The organism is Robertmurraya dakarensis (assembly GCF_900156875.1).
Taxonomy (GTDB): Bacteria; Bacillota; Bacilli; order Bacillales; family Cytobacillaceae; genus Robertmurraya; species Robertmurraya dakarensis.
This window is the reverse complement of record NZ_LT707409.1, coordinates 89,171-110,463: the sequence shown is the minus strand read 5'-3', so window position 1 is coordinate 110,463 and position 21,293 is coordinate 89,171. Positions and strand designations below refer to the sequence as shown.

Sequence of the window (21,293 nt, the reverse complement as noted above, 5' to 3'; positions counted from 1 at the left end):
TGAACTTACAAACGTTCTTTAACACTTAATTGATTTAATGCCTGCTCAGCACGATCCCGTGCTTCTTCTACAGTAGAAGAAGTTGACAAGGCCACTGCGATTCTTCTTCCGACCTTTGTCACTGGTTTTCCAAATATACGAACTTGCGTATTCGGAACAGCCAATGCCGCATCCACACCCTCTACCGTGTATTCATTGTATTCACCATCAGCCTTCAATGGTCGGCTTGCTCCAGGTGAAAGCTGCGTAATTTCAGGGATCGGGAAGCCTAATATCGCGCGAACATGCAAGGCAAATTCAGATAAATTTTGCGTAACCAGCGTAACCAAACCAGTGTCATGAGGGCGCGGCGATACTTCACTAAAATAAACTTTATCCTGCGAAAGGAATAGCTCCACACCAAAAATACCATATCCGCCTAACTCATCTGTAATGGACTTCGCGACACGTTTCGCTTCTTCAATTTGTGCCTCTATCATATGATGTGGCTGCCAAGATTCAATATAATCACCATCCTTTTGCAAATGGCCAATCGGTGCACAGAACATGGTGCCATTGACAGCGCGCACGGTAAGCAGCGTAATTTCTGAATCAAACGTAATAAACTCCTCAATAATGACGCGGCCATTTTGAACACGCCCGCCTTCTTGAGCGATATTCCAGCATCTCTCCAAATCATCCTCCGAACGGCACACACTTTGGCCTTTTCCAGAAGAACTCATGATCGGTTTTATGACACAAGGGAAGCCAATCTCTCTCGCCCCTGTTACAAACTCTTCATATGTATCTGCAAACTTATAGTTAGCAGTTGGAAGTTCAAGTGTCTCAGCAGCTAATCGCCGAATCCCTTCCCGATCCATTGTCAACTTCGCGGCACGTGCAGTAGGAATGACACGGAATCCTTCATCCTCAAGCTTAATCAATTCAGATGTCGCAATCGCCTCAATTTCTGGAACAATTAAATCAGGATTTTCTTTTTCAATAATTTCCCTCACCTGTGCAGGATCGAGCATGTCGATTACATAGCTGCGGTGGGCCACCTGCATCGCTGGTGCATGTTCATAACGATCCACAGCAACAGTCTCCACCCCAAGACGCTGTGCTTCAATTATCACTTCTTTCCCGAGTTCTCCAGACCCTAGCAGCAAAACTTTTTTAGACTGATACATTTCAAACTCTCTCCTATCATTTCATGACTTTAACCCTTTCTATTCTACAACTTAATTTTCTTATTCTCGACAATTTTTTGATGATCACCTATTTTTCCATAATACATTTCCATAACTCCGCTTTCATGAAAAAATAGCTGCCAAACTTAGGCAGCTATACCTCATCTATTAATAGGAATCCATCGGACTGAGTGAGTCCATATGACTTGCAATCATCGCGATGATCGTACTCGCTTCTTCTTTACTGAAAATAAAATTTGTCTCATCTTTTAACATTTCATCATCTTCTGTCCAAATGCGGTTAATTCTCTTTAGCACACCATCTCCCGTTTCCTGAACAATTCCGAATTGATAGGTGACTTCTACTTCATCTTCTTCATAATAAGCCGTCACCTCAGGAGTTTCCCACTCTACATCCACTTCTTCAAAAATCGTCTCACCTTCATCATATTCATCTTCATAATCATCGTCAAAATCATCCTCAATCACGACTTCTTCTACAAGATCATCGTCCATATAATTATGGAAGCTTTCATGAACGGCGTCCACGATATCCTCTATATCAGCCAGTACCACTTTTGTTTCATAGCCAAGGTCCGCATCAAAAGACTCAATATAGAATTCTTCATTATGCGGGTCAAAAAAGAGTGTGCAGAAGTACTCTCTATCGATTTTTTCACCTTCTGTAAAAAAGTCTATCCTTGGGTGCTTTGCCCCCCGTTCAACTTGCATTCCGCCATTTTCATCATACTTGCTGCAAATTGAATCAAGGCTGTCCTGTAATTCACCACAAACCCTATCAAACCATTCTAAATCCATTGTAGCCCCTCCCTTCAAAAGTTCATCTTTATTATGACCATATTGGGAAAAACCTCTCACATCAGAAGGTTGGTAAATATTAGGACAAAAAAATGCATGAACCCCTTTATTCATGCACCTTGGTTCAAATTTATTTGTTCGCAGGCAAATTTTCTCGATCAACCGTTTCCGGCGGCTTTTCCATCCAGCCATTTTCGATCATGAGTTTGGCAGCACTCTCTACAAATAATGTGATTTCTACTAAAGACTTCATGTACATAACTCCGATATCATGGCGGCCGTTAACAGCTAAAGAATTACCAAAAGACCTTATTTTCATCGAGAACATATCTGTTTTATGGAAAAGCATGATCTTATCTGAAAAAGGGGGTGTTGTCGATGTTGTCACTAAATGGTCAATAAAAGAGGGCGACGGCAAATTAGCTTTATGTAATTGGTGCATGTAATCCTCCACTTGTCTGTGGGTAATTTCCTTGCCCCTTATAAATAATTTTCGGATTTTCTTTGACTGCGCCACCTGACTAAAACCGAGTATTAACGCTTTACTTGTCGCATTGTTTTCGATATTGTCATAAAGATGGGTAATTTCCAATGCATGTAATGGCCTAACATTTCCAATATAGCCATTTAAAAAATCACTTTTTACTATTTCCGCTTTTTCCGGTATTTCAATGAAAGGAGGCTTCACAATCATCTCTTTATCCATTAACACTTTTTTAATTTGCTCCATTAATTGGACGGTACAATTCATACAGTATTGGAAAAATTCCTTAATGTCTTCTCTATACACTAATGGAATGGCAACGCTATAAATGCTTAGACCAGCCTTTGATGCATATTTTAAATAATGGACATAAAATTCATCTTTATATAACCTTGGTGCGTCTAGGTTGACATCTTCTTCAGTGAAACCAGTCGGGATCGGGTAGTTTTCTTTCTTTAGAATATCTTTCGTTTTACTAGTAAAAGATTTACTTAGCTTCAAGGCATTCTCCAGTAATTTCTTAATATCTGGGTCATCTACGTGCTGCAAGTAATAGCTCAAAATACAGATCGACATACTATTTCCCATATAAGTGGCCCAAAGTTTCCCTAGTTCAGCAGACGTAAGTCTTTCATCAGGAAATGATTTGCCTATAGCCTCTATTTTTTTCGGTTTAATGGTATCCAATTAATATTCCTCCACCTACTTTTTCCCTTATGATGTTGCTTTTTTATAAAAATATTCAATAGAAAAGCCAGACCTGGTACACAAAAGGTCTGACTCAGCATCAACTCAACCGCCGCCAATAGGATTTAAAATGATAATCTCATCGTTATCATTCAGCACCGTTTCTCGCTTAGCTCCAATATTATTTACTAAAAACGTAGCCTTTTGCAGCATTTCACTTGAAGCTTCCTCCATGTCTGCACACAAAACATTCATTAATTCATCGATTGTAGATCCAATGCCTATTTCAATCTCCTTTTTTTCATCCGTTAAGACTGGGACTGGAACACCAAAATAACGATATATAACCTTCATCTGCCCTCACTCCAAATTAATTTGTATGTTTATAAAAGAACCACTATCATCAACTTCTACAAACTGACAGCGCCTCTTTTAGCACTTCTTATTCAGCTACTCCATATAAATCTTCAATTACGTTGTCTAAATTTCCTAACTCTTTCAGAATATCTTTACTCGGTTTTCCAGTTTCCATGTCCCATTTAGCTGCTTCAAAGAAATTGCGCGCCAACTGATCGGTATCGATCGTTACTCCTGCGAGCGGTCCTGCCTGAAGAGCAGGCTTCCCAACGGCACGAGGAGAAATATACGTATCTGAAGGTTTTATTCCTTCACGGACGTTAAAAGCATGCCGCATGGTCAAAATCCGAAAACCTGTCACGTATTTTTCTTCATCCGTGAACTTCAAACCTGTTAAAGCTTCAATATATTCACGATGTACACCTTCGGGTGAAACAAATTCTCCAAACATACAAATTCCCATTGTATTGAGAACTTCTTGGTGAGTCGTAAGTTGAAGATCAATTTCTCCTGTTCCACTATAGTCGTATTTGTCTTTAGGTTCGGCCCCCGACATTTGCAGCGATCCTAACCCACCTTTAACATGACGACCCGGTGATGGATCATATTGATACGTTCGTGCCAGGCCAGGAGCAAATCTTGGATCATGCATCGGCAGTTCAATCCCGCATGCAGTTTGTAGAAACTCTTCGCCTTTCCCCCATTTTTTCGCAGCATAAGCAGAACCATTTGCTAATATGGCGCCACAGCCTTCTCCATCACACATTTTTTGTAAAATTGCAACAATTGCATCTCCATCTCCCCATTGAAGGTCGATACCATCAAGTTCTTCTTTTGAGAGAATACCTTCATTGTAGCATTCCATTGCCCAAGCAATTGTCATACCGGCAGAAATGGTATCAAGTCCGTATTGATTACACATTTCATTACATTTTAAAATAGAAGCCGTATCATGATTTAGCAATGTTGAGCCGAAAGCCGCGGAAGTTTCATATTCTGGGCGATCGGTTTTTCCTATCGGATATTTCCCATCCTTTACTTCATATTCTGCTCCACATCCCATCGGACACCTTGAGCATGCATATTTTCTTGTCTTGTATTTATCCATCTCGGCTGAACCGACTTTATGGACGTTTTCCACGCCAAAATCAAGAACGCCTACACCTCCCCAGTTCTTAACAGGAGAATCCCCGCTTAACGCAGACGCTGGGGTCGTACTTCCTGTGCCCATTGCGCCAAATGCCTTTCCAATTGGGCTGCCTTTTAATGTAGCACCAACACGTTTATTAATCTCTTTAATGCGATCAGGATCTGCCACAGGTATTTTCCCTGTACCAAATACTGCAATCGCTTTCAGCCTTTTCGAGCCCATCACCGCTCCACTGCCTCCGCGCCCCGGCGCTCGGTGACCATCGTTAATCGCACAGGAAATAAGAGAAGCGTTTTCTCCTGAACGCCCAATTGCAAGGATACGTAACTTTGGTTTCCCAGTTTCTTCTTTAACATCTTCCCAAATTTGTTTTGTATCTCTGCCCCATAAATGAGTAGCATCCTTAAGCTCTGCCTTGCCATCATTGATCCATAAATAGACCGGTTTATCAGAGATCCCAGTAACGAAGATAGCATCGTAGCCCGCTTTTTTCAATTCAGGTCCAAAATACCCTCCAGAATTAGAATCATTCCAACCTCCGCTGATTGGCGATTTATGCACAACACTGTATCGGCCGCCAAAGAACGTATTTGTTCCATTCGAAGGTCCTGTTACAAATCCAATTACACTGTCCGGACCTAATGGGTCTGCTCCTGCAGGCATCATGTCATAAAGTACCTTTGCACCAATCCCATATCCCCCAATAAATTTCTCTGCCAACTCATCTGTCAATGCCTCGTCCCTTAGCTCGCCAGTTGAAAGGTTAACAAAAAGCATCTTTCCTGCATATCCACCAAGCATATCCATTCCTCCCCTTCTACAAATTAAAACTATGTTTGTCAATGTAGCATTGTCGCGTAAGTATATAAAAAAATGACACTATTAAGATATGAATTCTTCACAAAAAATATATGTTATTTACCTATAAATGTAAGTTTATGTATTTTTTAAATTTCATGAATATTTAACATTCAAACACAAAGAGACATTAGATGATAAGACTGAATCTAATGGAAAATAACATAGCACCACCCCAGACATACACTCTAAATGGTAAAATATGATGTACAGAATTTTAAGGAGAGATACTAAATGAAAACACTCCAACCAAATATCCTTATTTACAGCCCCAGCCCATCCGAGGTAGAACATATACTCAAAAAATTCTTCAGCATGGATTCACTCATGTAAAAACGGCGTCCAGTATTGAAGAAGCAAAAAAACATTTGCCAGGGACTGAAATCATACTAGCATGGCAGTTCCCTACTTCATTATTAAGTCAGCCAATCGCATCATCCGTTCGCTGGTTTCAAGCAATGGGTGCAGGTGTCAATGATTTAGCTGCTGACAAAACTATACCTAAAAAAATTACGATTACTCGGATTGTTGACCAGTTTGGTACCTATATCTCTGAGTATGTAATGACATTTCTATTAGACATTGTGAAAAATGGCGCACGGATGAGAAAATCACAAGACGTTAAAAAATGGGATCCCTTTCTTTCAGATACACTCAAGGGAAAAACGATTGGTGTGGCCGGGCTCGGTTCAATTGGTGCTGAAATCGTCCGCAAAGCTAGAGTCTTTGATATGAACGTATACGGATTAAGTCACAGCGGAAAAAATGCAGCACTTGTAGATATCCATTTCGTCCCTAATCAATGGAAGGAATTTGTTAGAGAATTGGATTATTTAGTCCTCATCCTCCCATTAACAGACAGCACCTATCATGTCGTAAATAAGGAACTTCTTTTGGAAATGAAACCTTCAGCATGTTTAATTAATGTTGGTCGAGGTGCTTTAATCAATGAATCTGATTTGCTAACTGTCATGCACTCTGGACATCTTCATGCAGCCGTCCTTGATGTGTTTGAGACTGAGCCATTACCAAAAGAACACGATTTCTGGTCCATGCAAAATGTGTTTGTCACCCCTCATTTATCAGGACCAAGTACAATTGATGATGTAAGCAGCTATTTTATCAAGAATCTACAGCTTTACATGAATAATCAGCCACTACATGGGCTGGTTGATCGCCACCGTGGTTATTAGTAATAAACCCCCCCTGCTGCAGCTAGCAGGGGTTACTTAACCCTAACATTTCATTAGAAGGCACCCTTCCCCCTCTTGAAAATAAAAAAAATTATAAATATTATAAAGATACGATGAAGTTGACGTTGGACAGCTCGAGAAAGGAGGCTCATTTTTTCTTGCAGGATTATTTGGCCCAATTTATTGATAAAATTGAACAAACTCCAAACCATGAGGACAGATTAATTAAAATTCTCGAAGTATACTTGGAAGCATTTCCGTCTGTTCTAGATGCCTATTTATTTAGATATTCTCCACTTGGTCACCTAACTGAAGGGATTCTAGCCATTGGACCGGAGAAGGGCTTATTCCATATTCGCGATATCCGTGATGATGTTAGAACCGTTCCTTTAACACATAATGCCATTCGTCAAAGACAAGCTGCTATCATTTCAAAGGAGGATTTTATTAAATACAATCCAAGATATTCATTCTCTTCCCACACCGCATTTCTCACGGTAATTCCCATTTGTTTCAGCTCTAATGTAGTCGGAATTCTGCATAGCACTAGATTCTCAGAAAGTTCTTCTGAAATTGAGAAACTGCTGCCTATTTTTCAAACGTTCGGCAGGTTGGCTGGACATGTATTTGAAAGCTCAGCCTACGAAATTCAAGCAGATTCCAAACTAGCCAATCGCGAAATTGAAGTAATGCAAAAGCTAGCCTGGGGAGAGAGCACGAAGACGATCGCACGAAATTTGAACATAAGCGAATATACGGTGAAAGATTATATCAAAACCTCCATCCTCAAATTAGGATCTGCTAACCGAACGCAGGCCGTAGCAGACTTAATTCGTAGAGGCATCATATCCTAGTGTCGCAGGGACGCCCCGAATAATCTTGTTTCACAGAATTCTAATGGTTTCGCAACGATTTTGGTTTGTTCTTCGTCTAATCTGTTAAGGGGTGATATTTGTGAAAAAGTGGTGGTTGTTGCTACTGGCAGCTTTCATGTTAACTGGCTGCCGTTCTACTCTATTTAATGTCCATACGGTGATTGATTGGGTGGATTTTATTAAATGGGGTGATAAAGAATACAATGGAATCCATTCTGCAGTTTTGTCGAATGAGAGTTATGTTGGCGAAAAGATTGGTGAGGTCAGATTTAAAGTATCGGATAATGTTACAAATCCTAACTATAAAATTAAAAATGGGGATGCTGCTTTTCATGAAAAAGGAACTGAGATTTACGGTATTAAAGGAGATCCCCATTTAATCGCTGTTGCATCTGATCATGCTATCAACGGTTATAGACTATATTTTTCAAGAGATGATACGGAGTACCAATGGCACTATAAAGATATGCCGCTGGATCAAGTTCAAAAAATCGAAATCTACCAAGAGAATTCATTGGTTACAGAATGGACAAATAAAGATGACGTGAAAAGCTTTCTTGGGCTCTTAGAAAAGAGCAAACCCAACTCAGCTTTCCAGCCTGATACAGCAGAAAGAGATCCCGAATACTACGACATGATCTTCTATACAGACGGGCCGTTATCTTATAAATTTAATTTGCAATACGACGGGAATACTTATTATTGGCATCCTTGGGACACCAATATTCTATCTGATGAAATAAGCGCGTTCCTACAATAAATAGTATAATTTCATAGCTGTTCTACAAACTAACGATAAACAGAATGCTCTGTTGCTGTGCCCAACAGAGCTATTGTTCGTAAAAACACCATGAAAGGAAATTAGCTATGAGAAAAAACATCTTTCTATTGCCCCTTGTTTTCATGTTGTTATTTCCTTTAACCACTGCAGCAAATACCATTGATTCAGTTCCTGCAATGACTACCCATGGACAATATTTACTCATGACGAGAGAGGAGTTCAAGAATTGGATCTTCAACACTAAGTTCAATCGAAAAATCACTCTCATTCAGCAGCACCACACCTGGGCTCCTTCCTACAAGAACTTTAATGGATCTAATCATATAAAGCTTTTAAAAGGAATGGAAAACTACCATGTTCAAAACATGGGCTGGAAAACGATCGCACAAAATATTACCACCTTTCCCGACGGAACAGTAGCGGTTTGCCGGCCATTTGACATGGCTCCTGAAGGAACGATTGGACCAAAAGCAAATGCCACAGGAATCGCCATTGAGAATATAGGGAATTTTGATAAAGGCAGGGATGTGATGACATATGCACAAAAAGAAACCATTGTTTATGTCACAGCTTTACTTAGTATAAAATTCGGATTAACTCCTTCCATTGACAGCATCACCTATCACCATTGGTGGGATTTAAAAACGGGGAATAGAGTCTTAGACAAAGGACCCTCCTACAATGTTAAAACCTGTCCGGGCACTGCATTCTTTGGGGGTAATACGACAAGCAGTGCAGAAAATAACTTTTACCCGCTCGTCAGGAAAAAAATGAAAGAAATCTCTGCTTCTATACAGTGAATTTTTTCAAAGGTTCCACATCTTTAAAGGAAAAAGGCCAGTCCATACTCTTGCAGGTTGTTTTACTATGTGACTGATCGTGCGAATTTATATTCTAATTAGCAATGTAAATAGGGTGAGAAATCGTAGTAAAATTAAAGGGAAAAATTCCCCTTAAAATAGGAAATACTCATATTTCCTGAAAGATAAAGGGAGTTTTTCCGGTTATATGTTCAAAATCCCTGGATTTTGCCTTAGTTAGAGAGGATAAAGGGAATTTTTCCTCTTATATCTGCTTCTTAAGCCTCTCCTTTATACAATAGCGGGAATTTTTCCGCTTAAAAAGCATGGCAAATTCTCCATTACCATGCTTTCGTAAGTTATTCAACCTATCCTTCACTTCAAAAGAGGGCCCGTTAATAAAACCAAGATCTCTATCAATCTATTAATTTACTACCGCACGCAGCGATTTTTCCCTTCGTCCAACTAAAACTCCATATAGAACAAGGGAAAGTACGATGACAGGTACCATATAAGTAAATAATCCTCGGTAGCCGATGGCAGGTACAAGATATCCCAGTAGATATGGTCCCAGCCCCAAGCCTAGATCTAGCATAATAAAGAATGTTGATGTAGCCAGACCATAACGATGCGGTTCTGTCACTTTAACAGCCATAGCTTGGGCAACTGAAGTGAAATTTCCGTAGCCCAGACCCATTAACAAGGCCGCTAATAAAAAGACAAAAGTAGTGTTCGCCTGGCTGAAGAACGCCATTCCGACAGCAAAAACTGCCAAAGCTGGATACATGACGACGTTAGCACCCTTACGATCCATAAGTGGTCCTGAAAAAGGCCGCGAAACTAAGATTGCAATTGAATAGAAAAGAAAGAATAAGCTTCCTGCTTCAATCAAATTGATCTCTTCACTGTAAAAAGATAAAAAAGACATCACACCAGAATAGGCAAATCCAACAAACAGGGAAACAATTGAAATCGGCAGCGCTTTAGGCTCAATATAATTGCTTAGTGAAAAACCTTTCGCTGTATTTTGAACGGTTTTCATGTTTTTTCCTACATGTTTGATATCAAGCAAGAAAAACGTTCCCACACAGAAGGCAATCAGAATGGTATTCATTATGAAAATCACCGAAAAGTGATCATAAATTTGTGTTAACAGCATTCCGACAAATGGTCCAATCGCAGAGGCTAAAACAGCACTCAACGTAAAATAGCCAATTCCCTCACCTCGTCTTCTAGAGGGAACAATTTGTGCAACGATTGTTCCTGTTGCTGTACTGACAACCCCAGTAGCCATACCATGAAATAAACGAATCAGCGTGAGAAAAACTAAATTGAATGATACAAAATACAAAATCGTCGCTATTGATAAAAAGACTAACCCTATCATCAACGTTTTGCGGCTGCCCCACCCAGTAATCAAACGGCCAGTGACTAAGCGCCCAAACAATACTCCAAGAATATAAATACTAGCAACCAATCCCGCCATGCTCGTGGATGCTCCAAATTCCTCTGTTGCGTAACGTGCGATCGTCACCATTAATAAATAAAAAATCAAGATAACTAAGAAATTTATACATGAAACGATGATAAAGTTTTTCGTCCACAATCGTCCATTTTCTTTTTTACTCATCTTTAAACCCCTTAACGCGTTAAATTTTGCAGGATCTTTTCAAGAACTCTGCTTACTATTTCCTGTTCCTCTTTGGAAATCCCCTCTAATGCTCCATCTAAAAAGCCATCGATGGTTTTCTCTACCTCTTGATGTACGATTTCTCCTTCTTTTGTCAGTTGCACATATTTTTCACGCTTATCCTTCCCTGGCTTTGTTTCCACATAGCCAAGCTCCTGCAGCTTGCGGATTAAGCCCGACGCACTTGGTTTTTCAACATGAATTTCATTGGCAATCACCGCAAAAGTAAGCGGACCTTTGTCGGCAAGCAAGCGTAAAATACGAAACTGCGAGCTGAACAGTTGGTGCTTAGCTAAATGAAAGTTTTTCGCATTCACATAAGGCCGATACATATTTTGATAATTACGAAACAAACTCCGAGATAACGTAATCGAAAACACCCCCTGTAATAAATAGGTAGCCTAACTAACTAATTACCCCATATTATAACATCATTAACCATATGTCTATAGAATTAAATTATAAAATACTCCAACATAGGAACACTTTTTACCAAACACCTAACGAACGAGGTAAGCGACTAAAAAAGATCATATGAAGTTCCTTCACCCTTTATGTTATGAAACGCACCCTGCTCACGGTGAAAAAATTGGCAAGATCACTTCATGTTCTTTGAATAATTCCGAAGTACTCCCCGCCCTTAGAAGAATAAACAAGTTTAAATAAAAACCGGAACCCCTATGCTTTAAGGATTCCGATTTTCCCTATCTAAAACTTAAATAATTTAACTGATTCCTGCAATTCCTCTGCCATTTTTGATAGCGTTTGAGAAGAGGCCGTAACTTCTTCCATCGACGCATTTTGTTCCTCCGCCGCTGCAGCAACTTCTTGTGTGCTGCTTGAGAACTCTTCAGAAATAGAATTGACCACCTTAATCGAATCAACCATTTTCAGAGATTCAGAATTTAGATTTTTAATCGCTTCAGATACTTCTTGAAGCTGTTCAAACACTCCGTTGACTGAAGTGGAGATCATACTAAATGAACTTCCAGCCTGCTGTGTCAACTCTGTTCCTTCTTTCACAGCAGCCATTCCTTCTCCCATTCCCTGAATGGATGCCTTAATATCCTGTTGAATATCCTTGATGATACCGCTAATTTGATCGGCCGCATGTGCTGACTGCTCAGCAAGCTTGCGAACTTCATCAGCCACTACCGCAAAGCCCTTCCCATGTTCCCCTGCACGTGCCGCTTCAATCGCAGCATTCAGAGCTAGTAAATTGGTTTGATCGGCAATATTGGTAATCACCCCGATAATTTTTTCAATCTCAGTTGACTTGCTGCCTAGTTCATTAATTTTCTGTGAAGTCGATACCGTTTGATCTTCAATATGTTTCATTTGCTCAACAGACTGTGTCACCACTCTGTTCCCATTTTCGGAAGTCACTACGGTTTCATCTGTCAATTCTGTTACTTTTGCTAAAAGCGACGTAATTTTTTCAACCTCGTTCGTCATTTCACCCACGACTTGTTGTGAATCCTGCGTGCTCACAGCTTGCTGCTCTGCTCCAGAAGCAATTTGCTGAGCTGAAGAAGAAATCTGCTCTGTTGCTCTTGAAGCCTCTTCGGCACTTGCAGTTAATTGTTCAGATGAAGCAGCAACATGCTCCGAAGCTGAAGCTACCTGATTAATAAGTTTCCGTAAATTGACCGTCATCTCTTGAAAATGTTTGCCTAGCTCGCCAATTTCATCCTTGCTTTTTATATCGATATGTTCCTTCGTTAAATCACCATTTGCTACCTGTTTTACATGTTCAGTAATATGCAGCACCGGTTTTGCAATGGTTCCACTAATGTAAAATGCGAACAATAGGACAAGTACCGATGCAACCCCCATGACCAACATCATTTGGTTTCGCAACTCATTTGCGCTGGCCAGCACGGTATCCATTGAAACATTTAAGAAAAGGCCATAACTCGTTTCTTGTAATGGCGCGTAGGCAACTAAATACTCAACACCGTTTTCTGTGTAAGAGTCTGTTCCTGTTTCCGATCTCCCTTTTTTCAAAATGGATGTTAACGCATCACTTAACCCAGCTTCTTCAATAGAAGTGCCGATTAGTTCTTGATCTGCAGCCGCCTGCAATTGATTTTGTTCATCAACAAGCATCGTTAGTGTGTTCATATCCAAAGAATCTTCAGCCTGTAAAAATGTGTTAACAAGCGCTTCAAAATTTAATGTCGCATAAAGTACACCAAGAATCGTATTGTTCTCATCGATTACTGGTGAGCCGACAACTAGCACCCGATTCCCTGTTGTTTTAGAAACGAGAACATTCGAATAAGACGATTCTCCCTTTAATCCATTTTGTATGTAGCTTCGCTCAATTAGAGACGTCCCAACCATGCCTTCAGATGTTGTTACCTCAATTACACCGTCTGTACCGGTAAACCCAATGCTTTCATAGACGTCTGATTCTTCTTTAATTTGCATCAAATATGGTCTTACGCGTAAAGGATCGGTCGACTGCAAAATTTCTGTCTTTGAAGCCAGTACGATTTCTGCCATTCGCCGGTTTAGCCACTCATCCATCCCTTGAGATTTACTTTGCACCAAACTGTGGATTGACTCTTGCTCATTTTTAATGAGTTCTTTTGACGTTTCCGAATAATTAAAAATGGAAGCACCTATTAACGGAATTAATGCAATTACTAAAAACCACACCATTAATTTCGACCGAATACTTCTAAAAACCCCTCTCATCCATGTAACCCCCAATGTATTTCTTTCTAAAAATCCCCTAAAATACCTAGTCTAAATGAACTAATTCAAGAACAACGACATAAATTATTATAACGCAATAATAAGAAAATTCCACTTAATCTATAAATTAAATTTTTATTTAAGAAAAATTTTATTCCTTATTTTTTTACACAAAAAAAATGACAGTAAGGACCTCAACCCTTACTGTCTGATACTGCAGTATTAAATTGAATCGATAGATCTATTTCTGCCCTGTCCCATTCCAGTTTTTATCAGCACTTTGAAAACAAATTAAAATACCACATCCAACCCAAACACGACAATCATGATCAGCTGAATAATCCCTTTTGCAAACGTTCCGCTTAAAAAGGCAATTAATGTAGCCAACGCAACTTTAAAAGATTCATCGAAAGTTTTTTTCTGCAGAATCTCAGCTATTAATACTAATGCAAACGGGACGACAATTACACCAAAAGGCGGAATCACAAAACTTCCGACGATTAATCCAATCGTAGCAGCTCTCATCCCCCATTTGGAACCTCCTGCTTTATCGACAAAATGAAGATTCGCTAAATAATCGGCTAAGAATAACAGAATCGTTAATACCACGAACGTTGTCCACGAAAGCCAGCTCAGCTCATCTCCATTAATTCCAAAATGATAAATCAAAACACCAACCCAAATCATCACAACCGATGGAATAATCGGATACACGAGTCCGACAAAACTAATGACAAAACAAGCGATAACTACGGCCCATAATAATATATCCAGTATAAGACTCACCTCTTTCTCTATCTAGCACCATTATACTTGCTTTTCAGAATTAGCAAACACTTCCAAACTCCTAGAATAATTTTACTAGTACTTACAATACCTGCATACTTTTACCACAGCGTTACAAAATATAAACATTATGTTACTAAATGCAGGGGGTGTTTTTCATCATGGTTGCGATTGTCCGAATCGGATTGTTAGTCATATCTTGGCTTTCTATCGTCTTTTTACCTAAGAGATCGTTTAAGAAGTATTTACCTGCCGCAAATTTAGCAGCATCATTGATTTTACTAACAAGTTTATTTTCTGTTCCCTTTAAATTATGGGAGGTTGAGAACGGTGGAATGAAAGATAAAGTGTTCACAGACCTTAGCCTAATTTTAGGACCTTTTTTTACAGGCACACTATGGATATTTCATTTTACATTTGGTCATTTCCGCCGATATATTATTGTCAACATGATCATGAACTTCCTGCTGGCTTTTCCATTATGCTACATCTTTCAAAAATTAAAGCTATTCAAATTGCTTCGTTTCAACCCGATTTATATTTTTATTACTTACATATTTTACGCCATTTGCCTCTATGGTTACCAATTATTTATAGAAAGACCGACACGCTGGCTGCAAAGATTCTAAATGGGAGATGTAACCCAGATTTTCTTTAAACAGGGTTACACCTCCACATATTTCTGAATACTGGTAAAATAAAGACCCTGTTCCTTCACTTTCCCTTGAAACGTCTCTTCCCACTCTTTACCATAATACTGAACCTGCGGACGATAATGATCCACGTATGAGGTGAGGTTAACCTCCACAAAAGCATCTGTTTTAAAGTCAACAATCACCCATCCATCATCTTCAAGAAACAGAAAATCAATTACCCCTTGAATTTGTCTATTCTCCTTTTGAATTTGAAAAGAAAACTCATGATATCTTTCTATTGCTTTCTGTCCGCGCTGCCAAATTTCACTTTTGAGAATGGACTGAACAGAACGGAGTGCCTCTTCATGATGCTGAGCCTCGAGCCCTTCTTCCTCCGCAAGAAAGGCAATCAGTTGTGTCAAATCCCCTTGATCCCTGCCTTTCCCAATTTCCTCCATACAGCGGTGTACCACCGTCCCAAATACTGGTCCCTTTCCTTCAACCGACCTTGGCAACGCTGAGCTGCTTTCCCCTTTAACTAAGTTTGTTACATTATGTTTCACAAAAGAGGGCTGCTCCGATAACTCCCTCCATAAACTCCAACGCTTTAATAAAGATGTGAGATCAGGAGTTTCATTTACTATTTCCTTGTCGGCCGGAAGTGTCTCAATCCAAGACAACTCTTGTTCGGAAGGTAAATCACGACTTAAATCTTCCCACGGGGAAAGCGATGATTTCGCCGGATAACGGCTAACGACTAACAGCTGTTTAGGCCTCGTTGCTGCAACATATAACAGCCGGTCTTTTTCAGCTTCCATATACCTTTTTTCAATATCTGCTTTTTCACACCATCCATATGGTTCAGCAATTGGCACCATGGCACCCTTAGCCGCTTTCTTTTCAATGGTAAAATAACCGATTGGATCTTCCCCTGAACGATCAATATGTTCTTTAGGGGGATGCTCTTTTTCACCAACAGGTTCAGCTAAAAAGACAACTGACGCCTCCAACCCTTTGGCTTTATGTAAATTCATAATCCGGACCGCCTGTGGACTTCCTAAAAACAAACCAGTTCCTTCCATACCCTTAGCCTCTTCTTTTTCTAAAAGGTCATTGAGTAATTCAGTGAGATCATTCCAATTAGCAGAAGCAAAATGATCTGCTAATACTCCTTCTATCATCTGCAATAGTGTCCCTGCAACAATCAGACCAGAAGATTGCATCAATGCATACGGCAATACTCCAATATCCTCAAAAATTTTCATAAAAGCAGACAGCGCCGGCATTCTTCTTACCCATGAATGATATTGCTGAAGCTTCGCTAACGCATCAAAGACATTTTTTGCATTCTCCGGCAGACTGTCTTTTTTCGGCAAACTCTTAATACTAAAGAAATTTGCAGCCCTTTTGTATTGATATAAATCTTCATCACTGCATCCAAAAAACATCCCGCGCAAAACCGCAAGCAGGGAAATAGAATCTTGCGGATTATTTACACACTTCACAAGCTGAACTAACGCCAGCAATTCTTCATATCTTGTTTCGCTTCCCGTGATATCTGATAAAATGCCATACTCCGCTAGTTTTTCTGCATAGATATGTAAATGCTTTCTCTGCTTCAACAAAATCAAAAAATCTCCTGGCTCTGCTTCTCTAGAAATCAGCTTTCCATCGTGATCCTTTACTTGTATTGTTAAATTCCCTTGACAGGACCAAGCAATAAAGGAAGCAATTTTAACAGCATCCATTTCACAAATTTCACGAGGGTTATGCCTTGTTACCTTCGGATGCGTTATCGTATACACGCCATAAAGGCTATCAGGGTTGGGCTGGACCGTGTTCATAGGTGCAAAAGCAGCCTGTTCCTGTGTTTCATGCTCATCGCTTAAAAACTTAGACTGAAAGATACGATCAACAAACGTCCCAATGCTATCTACAGAACGAAAATTCGTCGTGAGCTTTAACACTTCGCCATTTTCTTCTATTTTCTTTTTAACAAAATGATAAGTCGAAATATCCGCACGCCGGAAACGGTAGATTGATTGTTTTGGATCTCCGACAATAAACAACGACCCCTTATTTGGGACCAGCTTTCTCCAATCATTTTCCTCCCTGTCTTTTCCCGTTAGTAAAAGCATCATTTCTGCTTGAACCGGATCGGTATCCTGAAACTCATCAACTAAAAGATGGGTATAACGCTGCTTAAAATACGTTCGAACATCTTGATGCTCCCGCAGAAGCGCGGTTGTTTTCAGCAATAAATCTTGAAAATCGACTAACCCACGTTCCTGTTTGCGTTGTTGACAATATTCTATAATTGGGAGAACAAAATGAACAATCTTAGGATGAAGAAATTCTCTCCATGCTCGTAAAATCGGCACGACGATTTCTTCCTTCCATTCCGGCAGTTTTTCATTTTTAAATGCTTTCGCCACATCCTTATCGGTCCAACGATTTTGCGTAATATCCAAACTTTTATTGATGCTTTCAGCAATTTGCAGTACCGTTAAATCATCGTTTAAATCCTTTATTTTCAACAGCTGCAGCGTGTCAAGAATTGTTTGCTGGAACCCATCCCATCCTTGTTCAGGTTTTGTACTTGGAAAGTAGACCTTTGCCTCCTCTATCAATGGAAGAATGCTTTCCCGGATAGGTTCAAAATTTGGATACTCCACCTCTTTTGTAAACACATCCACATCCGTGTTTTGCATCATTCGGTGATAAACATCCCTAAGCGCTTCACTATCGACCCCATATGAAGTTAATTCTTTCAGCTCATCCGTTTGTCCAGTATCCATCAACTTTGATAAATATTCATCCCAGCACTGATCCTGAACTTCTTTTGCCTGCTCCTCATCCATCTCAGTAAATGCGGGATCTAATCCTGCTTCCAGTGGTCTTTCTCTCAGAAGAGTGCCGCAAAAAGAGTGAATCGTGCCTATAAAGCATTGATTGACATTTTCATAGGCCGCTTTTAATACTTCCACCTCTTCTGCGTCGACACCATCCCTTACTGCTTTTTCTAATGCAATAACAAAGCGCTCTTTCAGCTCAGATGCAGCCTTATTAGTAAAAGTAATCGCTGCTATTTTGTCTACCGTTGCTTTCTTTTTCTTTATTAAAGAAAGCATGCGCTGAACCATCGATGTTGTCTTCCCTGACCCAGCACCCGCTTCTACCAAAAAGTTAGTATCCAGCTCCTGCTGAATTCTTTCTCGCTCCCGCTGATCTCTAATCATATTCTCTCACCCCTGTTAGCGACCGAAAACGTTCATCACTGATAACCTTGTTCTTTCTCCACTTGGCATGATCACCGCATACTTCCTGAAAATCACAATACTCGCAAATACTTGCATCCTCGGTTGGTAAAAAAGTTCCTTTTTTAATAGCATCCAGCATCATATCCAATAACGATGCAAGGTTGTCTTTCTGATTTTGACTCCTCACCACTTCTTTCCCTAATCCCTTTTGAGTTGGAAAATAATACACTGCTTCTTTTACAACAGCTTCAGGATCGACATCCTTACGCAGCCATTGCTCAACAGCCAGAGCATACAAAGCATGCTGCAGCTGCTTCCCCTTCGCAAAATACTTTTCCTTTTCAAATTTTGCCGGGCTTCCTGTTTTATAATCATAAATCCGATACACATGTGGTTCTATTTCATCGACACGATCAACAAAACCTCTAAGAGGAATATGCAGATGATCAGTAACTTCTACATCAAACCAGCCATCATCACGGTGAAGCTGGAGTTCCAAATATTTTGGTACCGACTGCCTTTCTTCCTCTTGTTTGATAAAAATCTCGACATCACGATAAATTCCTGCCAGCTCTTTTTGCGTAATATGTGTACTCGGAGCCGGAATGAGCTCTTGATATTTTAGAATGGTTTTCTCTGTAACCTCCCATAATAAATCACGATCATGGGGTTCTTTGATTTTTCCAGAAGAGATTCTTTCCGTCATATATAGATAAAAAATTTCATGCATGAGGCTGCCTCTCTCCATACTGTTAAGCCATCTCGACCGATCGAAGATTCTGCTATCATTCGGCCGTATTCCTAGAATATTTTTAAAATAAAACTGTAAAGAACAGGAAGCGAACAATTCAAGTTGTGTGGCACTAAAGGACATTGAAGAGTAATGATCGTCAGCCAGCCCCGTATGCAGCACACCATCATATGCTGTTACATCCCCGCTCCTTCTTGCAGTAACAGCCTGTTCTCCCTGTGCGATAGGCTTATACCGTTCAAAAATGATCCCTTTTCCATCAAGCACGTCCTTGCTTTCCGAAATTAAGGATTGCAGCATTGCCTCTGTTTCACTGCTTGTTATACTAGTAATCGCGCCTGCGTAATAAATCGGTTCGCCTAGAGCATTCCGCAACTTCTCCATATCGGCTGATGCTTGGCCTGATTTTTTCCAGTAAACTTGAAGAACCTCAAAGGCTGGGCCCTTTCCTTTATTCTCCAACATACTATATGAACAAAAGCTCATGGTACAGTTATACCTAATGCTTCCCAATCGGCTCTGTCTCTCATGGAGCTGATCTTTCAATGCTGTTTGTGAGGTTTGCAAATCTATACTTAACCGCACTCTTTCTTGATCTAAAAGAATCGGATCTTGACGATTTTTCACCGTCCAATTCTCTTCATCCATTCCGATCATAAAGGTATGAAATCGTCCCGAATAGCCGCCATCATCAATCCCTGAATAATAGATCTTCCCGGGCTCCGGAACGGGAGAAACACAGCAGCGAATCCCTGCTAATAAATGGTTCACAAATTCGAGGGAGCTGTCTAAACCACTCAAACCTTGATCATGATTCCCCATCCCTGTTTCCAATTCTTTTATCTTTTTGATTAGAATTGCGTCTTCTTCATTCTTAGGAGAAACATAATTTTCCAAAAAATTGTTCAAGCCCGACATGATCATCAGAGGACTGTATCTATCCTGATTTGGCTGAATTTTAAATAGTTGCTGAAAAAAAGCCACACTCCATTGAAGTGCTTTTTGATCAACTTCATCTTCCTCTCTTTGTATCGCTTTTTCAATCAGTGCATATCTCTCTTGTCCCCAGCCAATCCCAAGCTTTTCTAGCAGTGTGACCAATCTTCCATTTGAAAAATCCTCTTTTGATATCCTAATAACGTTCTCTCTAAATGCTTGCAGCATATACTCGATATTAAAATTAGACTCTATCCATTTCAGGTAAGCATATACTGAACTTCCCACCTCAGAATACTGCAGCGGCAAACCTTTCGAAAATGAAATCGGGATATCATGAAGGTTGCATAAAGCATATGCCGCTGGCAGATAGCCTTCATAATCTGAGGATATCCACTCTGTACCATCTAAAGGAGCTTCGATACTAGCCATGCGGCGCAATACTTCCTTTAACTCTGATAAAACACCGGTTGAGTGGAAAAAGTCTGTCCTAGCTGCTGGAAATTGCGATTCTTCATGATGAAAAGGAAGATCCCCTCTCAACACTTCATATTGATTTCCTGTTAACCTCGATAACATATCATGCTCGATTTTGGAGAGACGAACATGTTCATGTATGATAATTAATGGTCTTTGTGTGGCAGGACGATCTTCCACACTTGATAAATATGGCAACAGACCTGGAAAATCAACGAGTGCATGCTGACTTAAATACTCTTCATACCTTTGTAATAATTCCTGCATGAGCTTACCTTTTTCATATTGTTCAAATTGCTTTGGACTAATTTTATTAGCATCCACCCCCGCATGCCGCAAATCTATGACCGCTTGATGAAATGCACCAACAAATCCTGGAGAAAGAAGGTTCGCTTGAAAATCCCATTTTCCCTCATGAAGAAGTTCATTTAGGATTGAATAAATCAGCCAATATGATTCTCCCTCTTTCATCAACCTTTTTTTGCTTTTATGTAGTGATAATTTTCCATAATCATAAACAAATTCTTTCATTATTTTTACGGTCACATTCGGAACAGGCCCATATTCCCTGCTAATCCACTCCCGCCACTGATGTCCTTCAGCATAGCTGTTACATATCAGCAGCTTTTCTTTTAGTTGATTGTTTTTTATAAAAGAATACAAATTTTCAATAAGCGGCAATTTGATCCCCCTCCCTATAACACATGAATAATTATGGATATTTTCCTTTTAAAATTATTAGTAGTTTCCCCAATTATCTTTTTGAAAATTCATATAATATAGAACTTTCCTTGCTTTCATATGTAAATCTGATGGTTCTACTTGTACCGGCATATGTTGAACATGAAAAATGCGCCCCCACTTATTGTAGAAACGCACACA

General features: G+C 39.8%; 16 protein-coding genes. 5 read left to right on the top strand and 11 right to left on the bottom strand.

The window, feature by feature from the left end; translation table 11 throughout:
- Positions 1 to 5: 5 nt before the first annotated feature.
- The 5 genes from purT to CZ487_RS09760 form a co-directional block, all read right to left on the bottom strand.
- Positions 6 to 1,169 carry a phosphoribosylglycinamide formyltransferase 2 gene (gene purT, locus CZ487_RS09780; protein WP_077212013.1) on the bottom strand — a complete coding sequence of 388 codons (1,164 nt, stop codon included), beginning with the start codon at positions 1,167 to 1,169 and terminating at the stop codon, positions 6 to 8.
- Between the two features lie 168 nt (positions 1,170 to 1,337).
- A complete protein-coding gene (locus CZ487_RS09775) occupies positions 1,338 to 1,988 on the bottom strand; it encodes a hypothetical protein (protein ID WP_077212012.1) in 651 nt (216 codons plus the stop codon).
- A 130-nt stretch (positions 1,989 to 2,118) separates the two neighbouring features.
- Positions 2,119 to 3,159 carry a DUF3231 family protein gene (locus CZ487_RS09770; protein ID WP_077212011.1) on the bottom strand — a complete coding sequence of 347 codons (1,041 nt, stop codon included), beginning with the start codon at positions 3,157 to 3,159 and terminating at the stop codon, positions 2,119 to 2,121.
- Between the two features lie 105 nt (positions 3,160 to 3,264).
- Entirely contained in the window at positions 3,265 to 3,513 is a 249-nt protein-coding gene (locus CZ487_RS09765; RefSeq protein ID WP_077212010.1) for a MoaD/ThiS family protein, read from the bottom strand.
- Positions 3,514 to 3,601: 88 nt separating this feature from the next.
- Positions 3,602 to 5,467, bottom strand: coding sequence for an aldehyde ferredoxin oxidoreductase family protein (locus CZ487_RS09760; protein WP_077212009.1), 1,866 nt, complete (start codon positions 5,465 to 5,467; stop codon positions 3,602 to 3,604).
- 425 nt (positions 5,468 to 5,892) lie between these two features.
- Here CZ487_RS09760 and CZ487_RS09755 point away from each other — a divergent pair, with 425 nt between their 5' ends.
- From CZ487_RS09755 to CZ487_RS09740, 4 genes are all read left to right on the top strand, one after another.
- Positions 5,893 to 6,717, top strand: coding sequence for a D-2-hydroxyacid dehydrogenase (locus CZ487_RS09755; protein WP_237562846.1), 825 nt, complete (start codon positions 5,893 to 5,895; stop codon positions 6,715 to 6,717).
- A gap of 158 nt (positions 6,718 to 6,875) precedes the next feature.
- Complete coding sequence (locus tag CZ487_RS09750; protein ID WP_161949617.1) at positions 6,876 to 7,571, top strand: helix-turn-helix transcriptional regulator; 696 nt, start codon at positions 6,876 to 6,878, stop codon at positions 7,569 to 7,571.
- 100 nt (positions 7,572 to 7,671) lie between these two features.
- Positions 7,672 to 8,352: a hypothetical protein gene (locus tag CZ487_RS09745; RefSeq protein WP_084783189.1), complete on the top strand. Its 681-nt coding sequence runs from the start codon at positions 7,672 to 7,674 to the stop codon at positions 8,350 to 8,352.
- Between the two features lie 107 nt (positions 8,353 to 8,459).
- Positions 8,460 to 9,173, top strand: a complete 714-nt coding sequence (locus CZ487_RS09740) for a peptidoglycan recognition protein family protein (protein WP_077212007.1) — start codon at positions 8,460 to 8,462, stop codon at positions 9,171 to 9,173.
- A 424-nt stretch (positions 9,174 to 9,597) separates the two neighbouring features.
- Here CZ487_RS09740 and CZ487_RS09735 read toward each other — a convergent pair whose 3' ends face one another.
- The 4 genes from CZ487_RS09735 to CZ487_RS09720 all read right to left on the bottom strand — a co-directional run bounded on the left by CZ487_RS09735 (position 9,598) and on the right by CZ487_RS09720 (position 14,352).
- Complete coding sequence (locus tag CZ487_RS09735) at positions 9,598 to 10,803, bottom strand: MFS transporter (RefSeq protein WP_077212006.1); 1,206 nt, start codon at positions 10,801 to 10,803, stop codon at positions 9,598 to 9,600.
- A gap of 11 nt (positions 10,804 to 10,814) precedes the next feature.
- Entirely contained in the window at positions 10,815 to 11,216 is a 402-nt protein-coding gene (locus CZ487_RS09730) for a MarR family winged helix-turn-helix transcriptional regulator (protein WP_084783188.1), read from the bottom strand.
- A gap of 355 nt (positions 11,217 to 11,571) precedes the next feature.
- A complete protein-coding gene (locus tag CZ487_RS28160; RefSeq protein ID WP_077212005.1) occupies positions 11,572 to 13,566 on the bottom strand; it encodes a methyl-accepting chemotaxis protein in 1,995 nt (664 codons plus the stop codon).
- Between the two features lie 291 nt (positions 13,567 to 13,857).
- Complete coding sequence (locus CZ487_RS09720) at positions 13,858 to 14,352, bottom strand: DUF456 domain-containing protein (protein ID WP_139339550.1); 495 nt, start codon at positions 14,350 to 14,352, stop codon at positions 13,858 to 13,860.
- Positions 14,353 to 14,513: 161 nt separating this feature from the next.
- Here CZ487_RS09720 and CZ487_RS09715 point away from each other — a divergent pair, with 161 nt between their 5' ends.
- Positions 14,514 to 14,981: a hypothetical protein gene (locus CZ487_RS09715; RefSeq protein ID WP_077212004.1), complete on the top strand. Its 468-nt coding sequence runs from the start codon at positions 14,514 to 14,516 to the stop codon at positions 14,979 to 14,981.
- Between the two features lie 35 nt (positions 14,982 to 15,016).
- On the opposite strand, the gene CZ487_RS09710 is transcribed toward CZ487_RS09715, so the two are convergent.
- The gene (locus CZ487_RS09710; RefSeq protein ID WP_077212003.1) at positions 15,017 to 18,226 is read right to left on the bottom strand and encodes a UvrD-helicase domain-containing protein; all 3,210 of its coding nucleotides are present in this window, start codon (positions 18,224 to 18,226) and stop codon (positions 15,017 to 15,019) included.
- A complete protein-coding gene (locus CZ487_RS09705; protein ID WP_077212002.1) occupies positions 18,219 to 21,092 on the bottom strand; it encodes a PD-(D/E)XK nuclease family protein in 2,874 nt (957 codons plus the stop codon). Before CZ487_RS09705 ends, CZ487_RS09710 begins: the two co-directional genes overlap by 8 nt.
- Positions 21,093 to 21,293 lie beyond the last annotated feature (201 nt).

Coding starts and splice junctions, on each gene's coding strand:
- CZ487_RS09765 (WP_077212010.1), bottom strand. CDS start 3,513: ATGAAGGTTATATATCGTTATTTTGGTGTTCCAGTCCCAGTCTTAACG.
- CZ487_RS09740 (WP_077212007.1), top strand. CDS start 8,460: ATGAGAAAAAACATCTTTCTATTGCCCCTTGTTTTCATGTTGTTATTT.
- CZ487_RS09775 (WP_077212012.1), bottom strand. CDS start 1,988: ATGGATTTAGAATGGTTTGATAGGGTTTGTGGTGAATTACAGGACAGC.
- CZ487_RS09735 (WP_077212006.1), bottom strand. CDS start 10,803: ATGAGTAAAAAAGAAAATGGACGATTGTGGACGAAAAACTTTATCATC.
- CZ487_RS09715 (WP_077212004.1), top strand. CDS start 14,514: ATGGTTGCGATTGTCCGAATCGGATTGTTAGTCATATCTTGGCTTTCT.
- CZ487_RS09760 (WP_077212009.1), bottom strand. CDS start 5,467: ATGCTTGGTGGATATGCAGGAAAGATGCTTTTTGTTAACCTTTCAACT.
- CZ487_RS28160 (WP_077212005.1), bottom strand. CDS start 13,566: ATGAGAGGGGTTTTTAGAAGTATTCGGTCGAAATTAATGGTGTGGTTT.
- purT (WP_077212013.1), bottom strand. CDS start 1,169: ATGTATCAGTCTAAAAAAGTTTTGCTGCTAGGGTCTGGAGAACTCGGG.
- CZ487_RS09710 (WP_077212003.1), bottom strand. CDS start 18,226: ATGATTAGAGATCAGCGGGAGCGAGAAAGAATTCAGCAGGAGCTGGAT.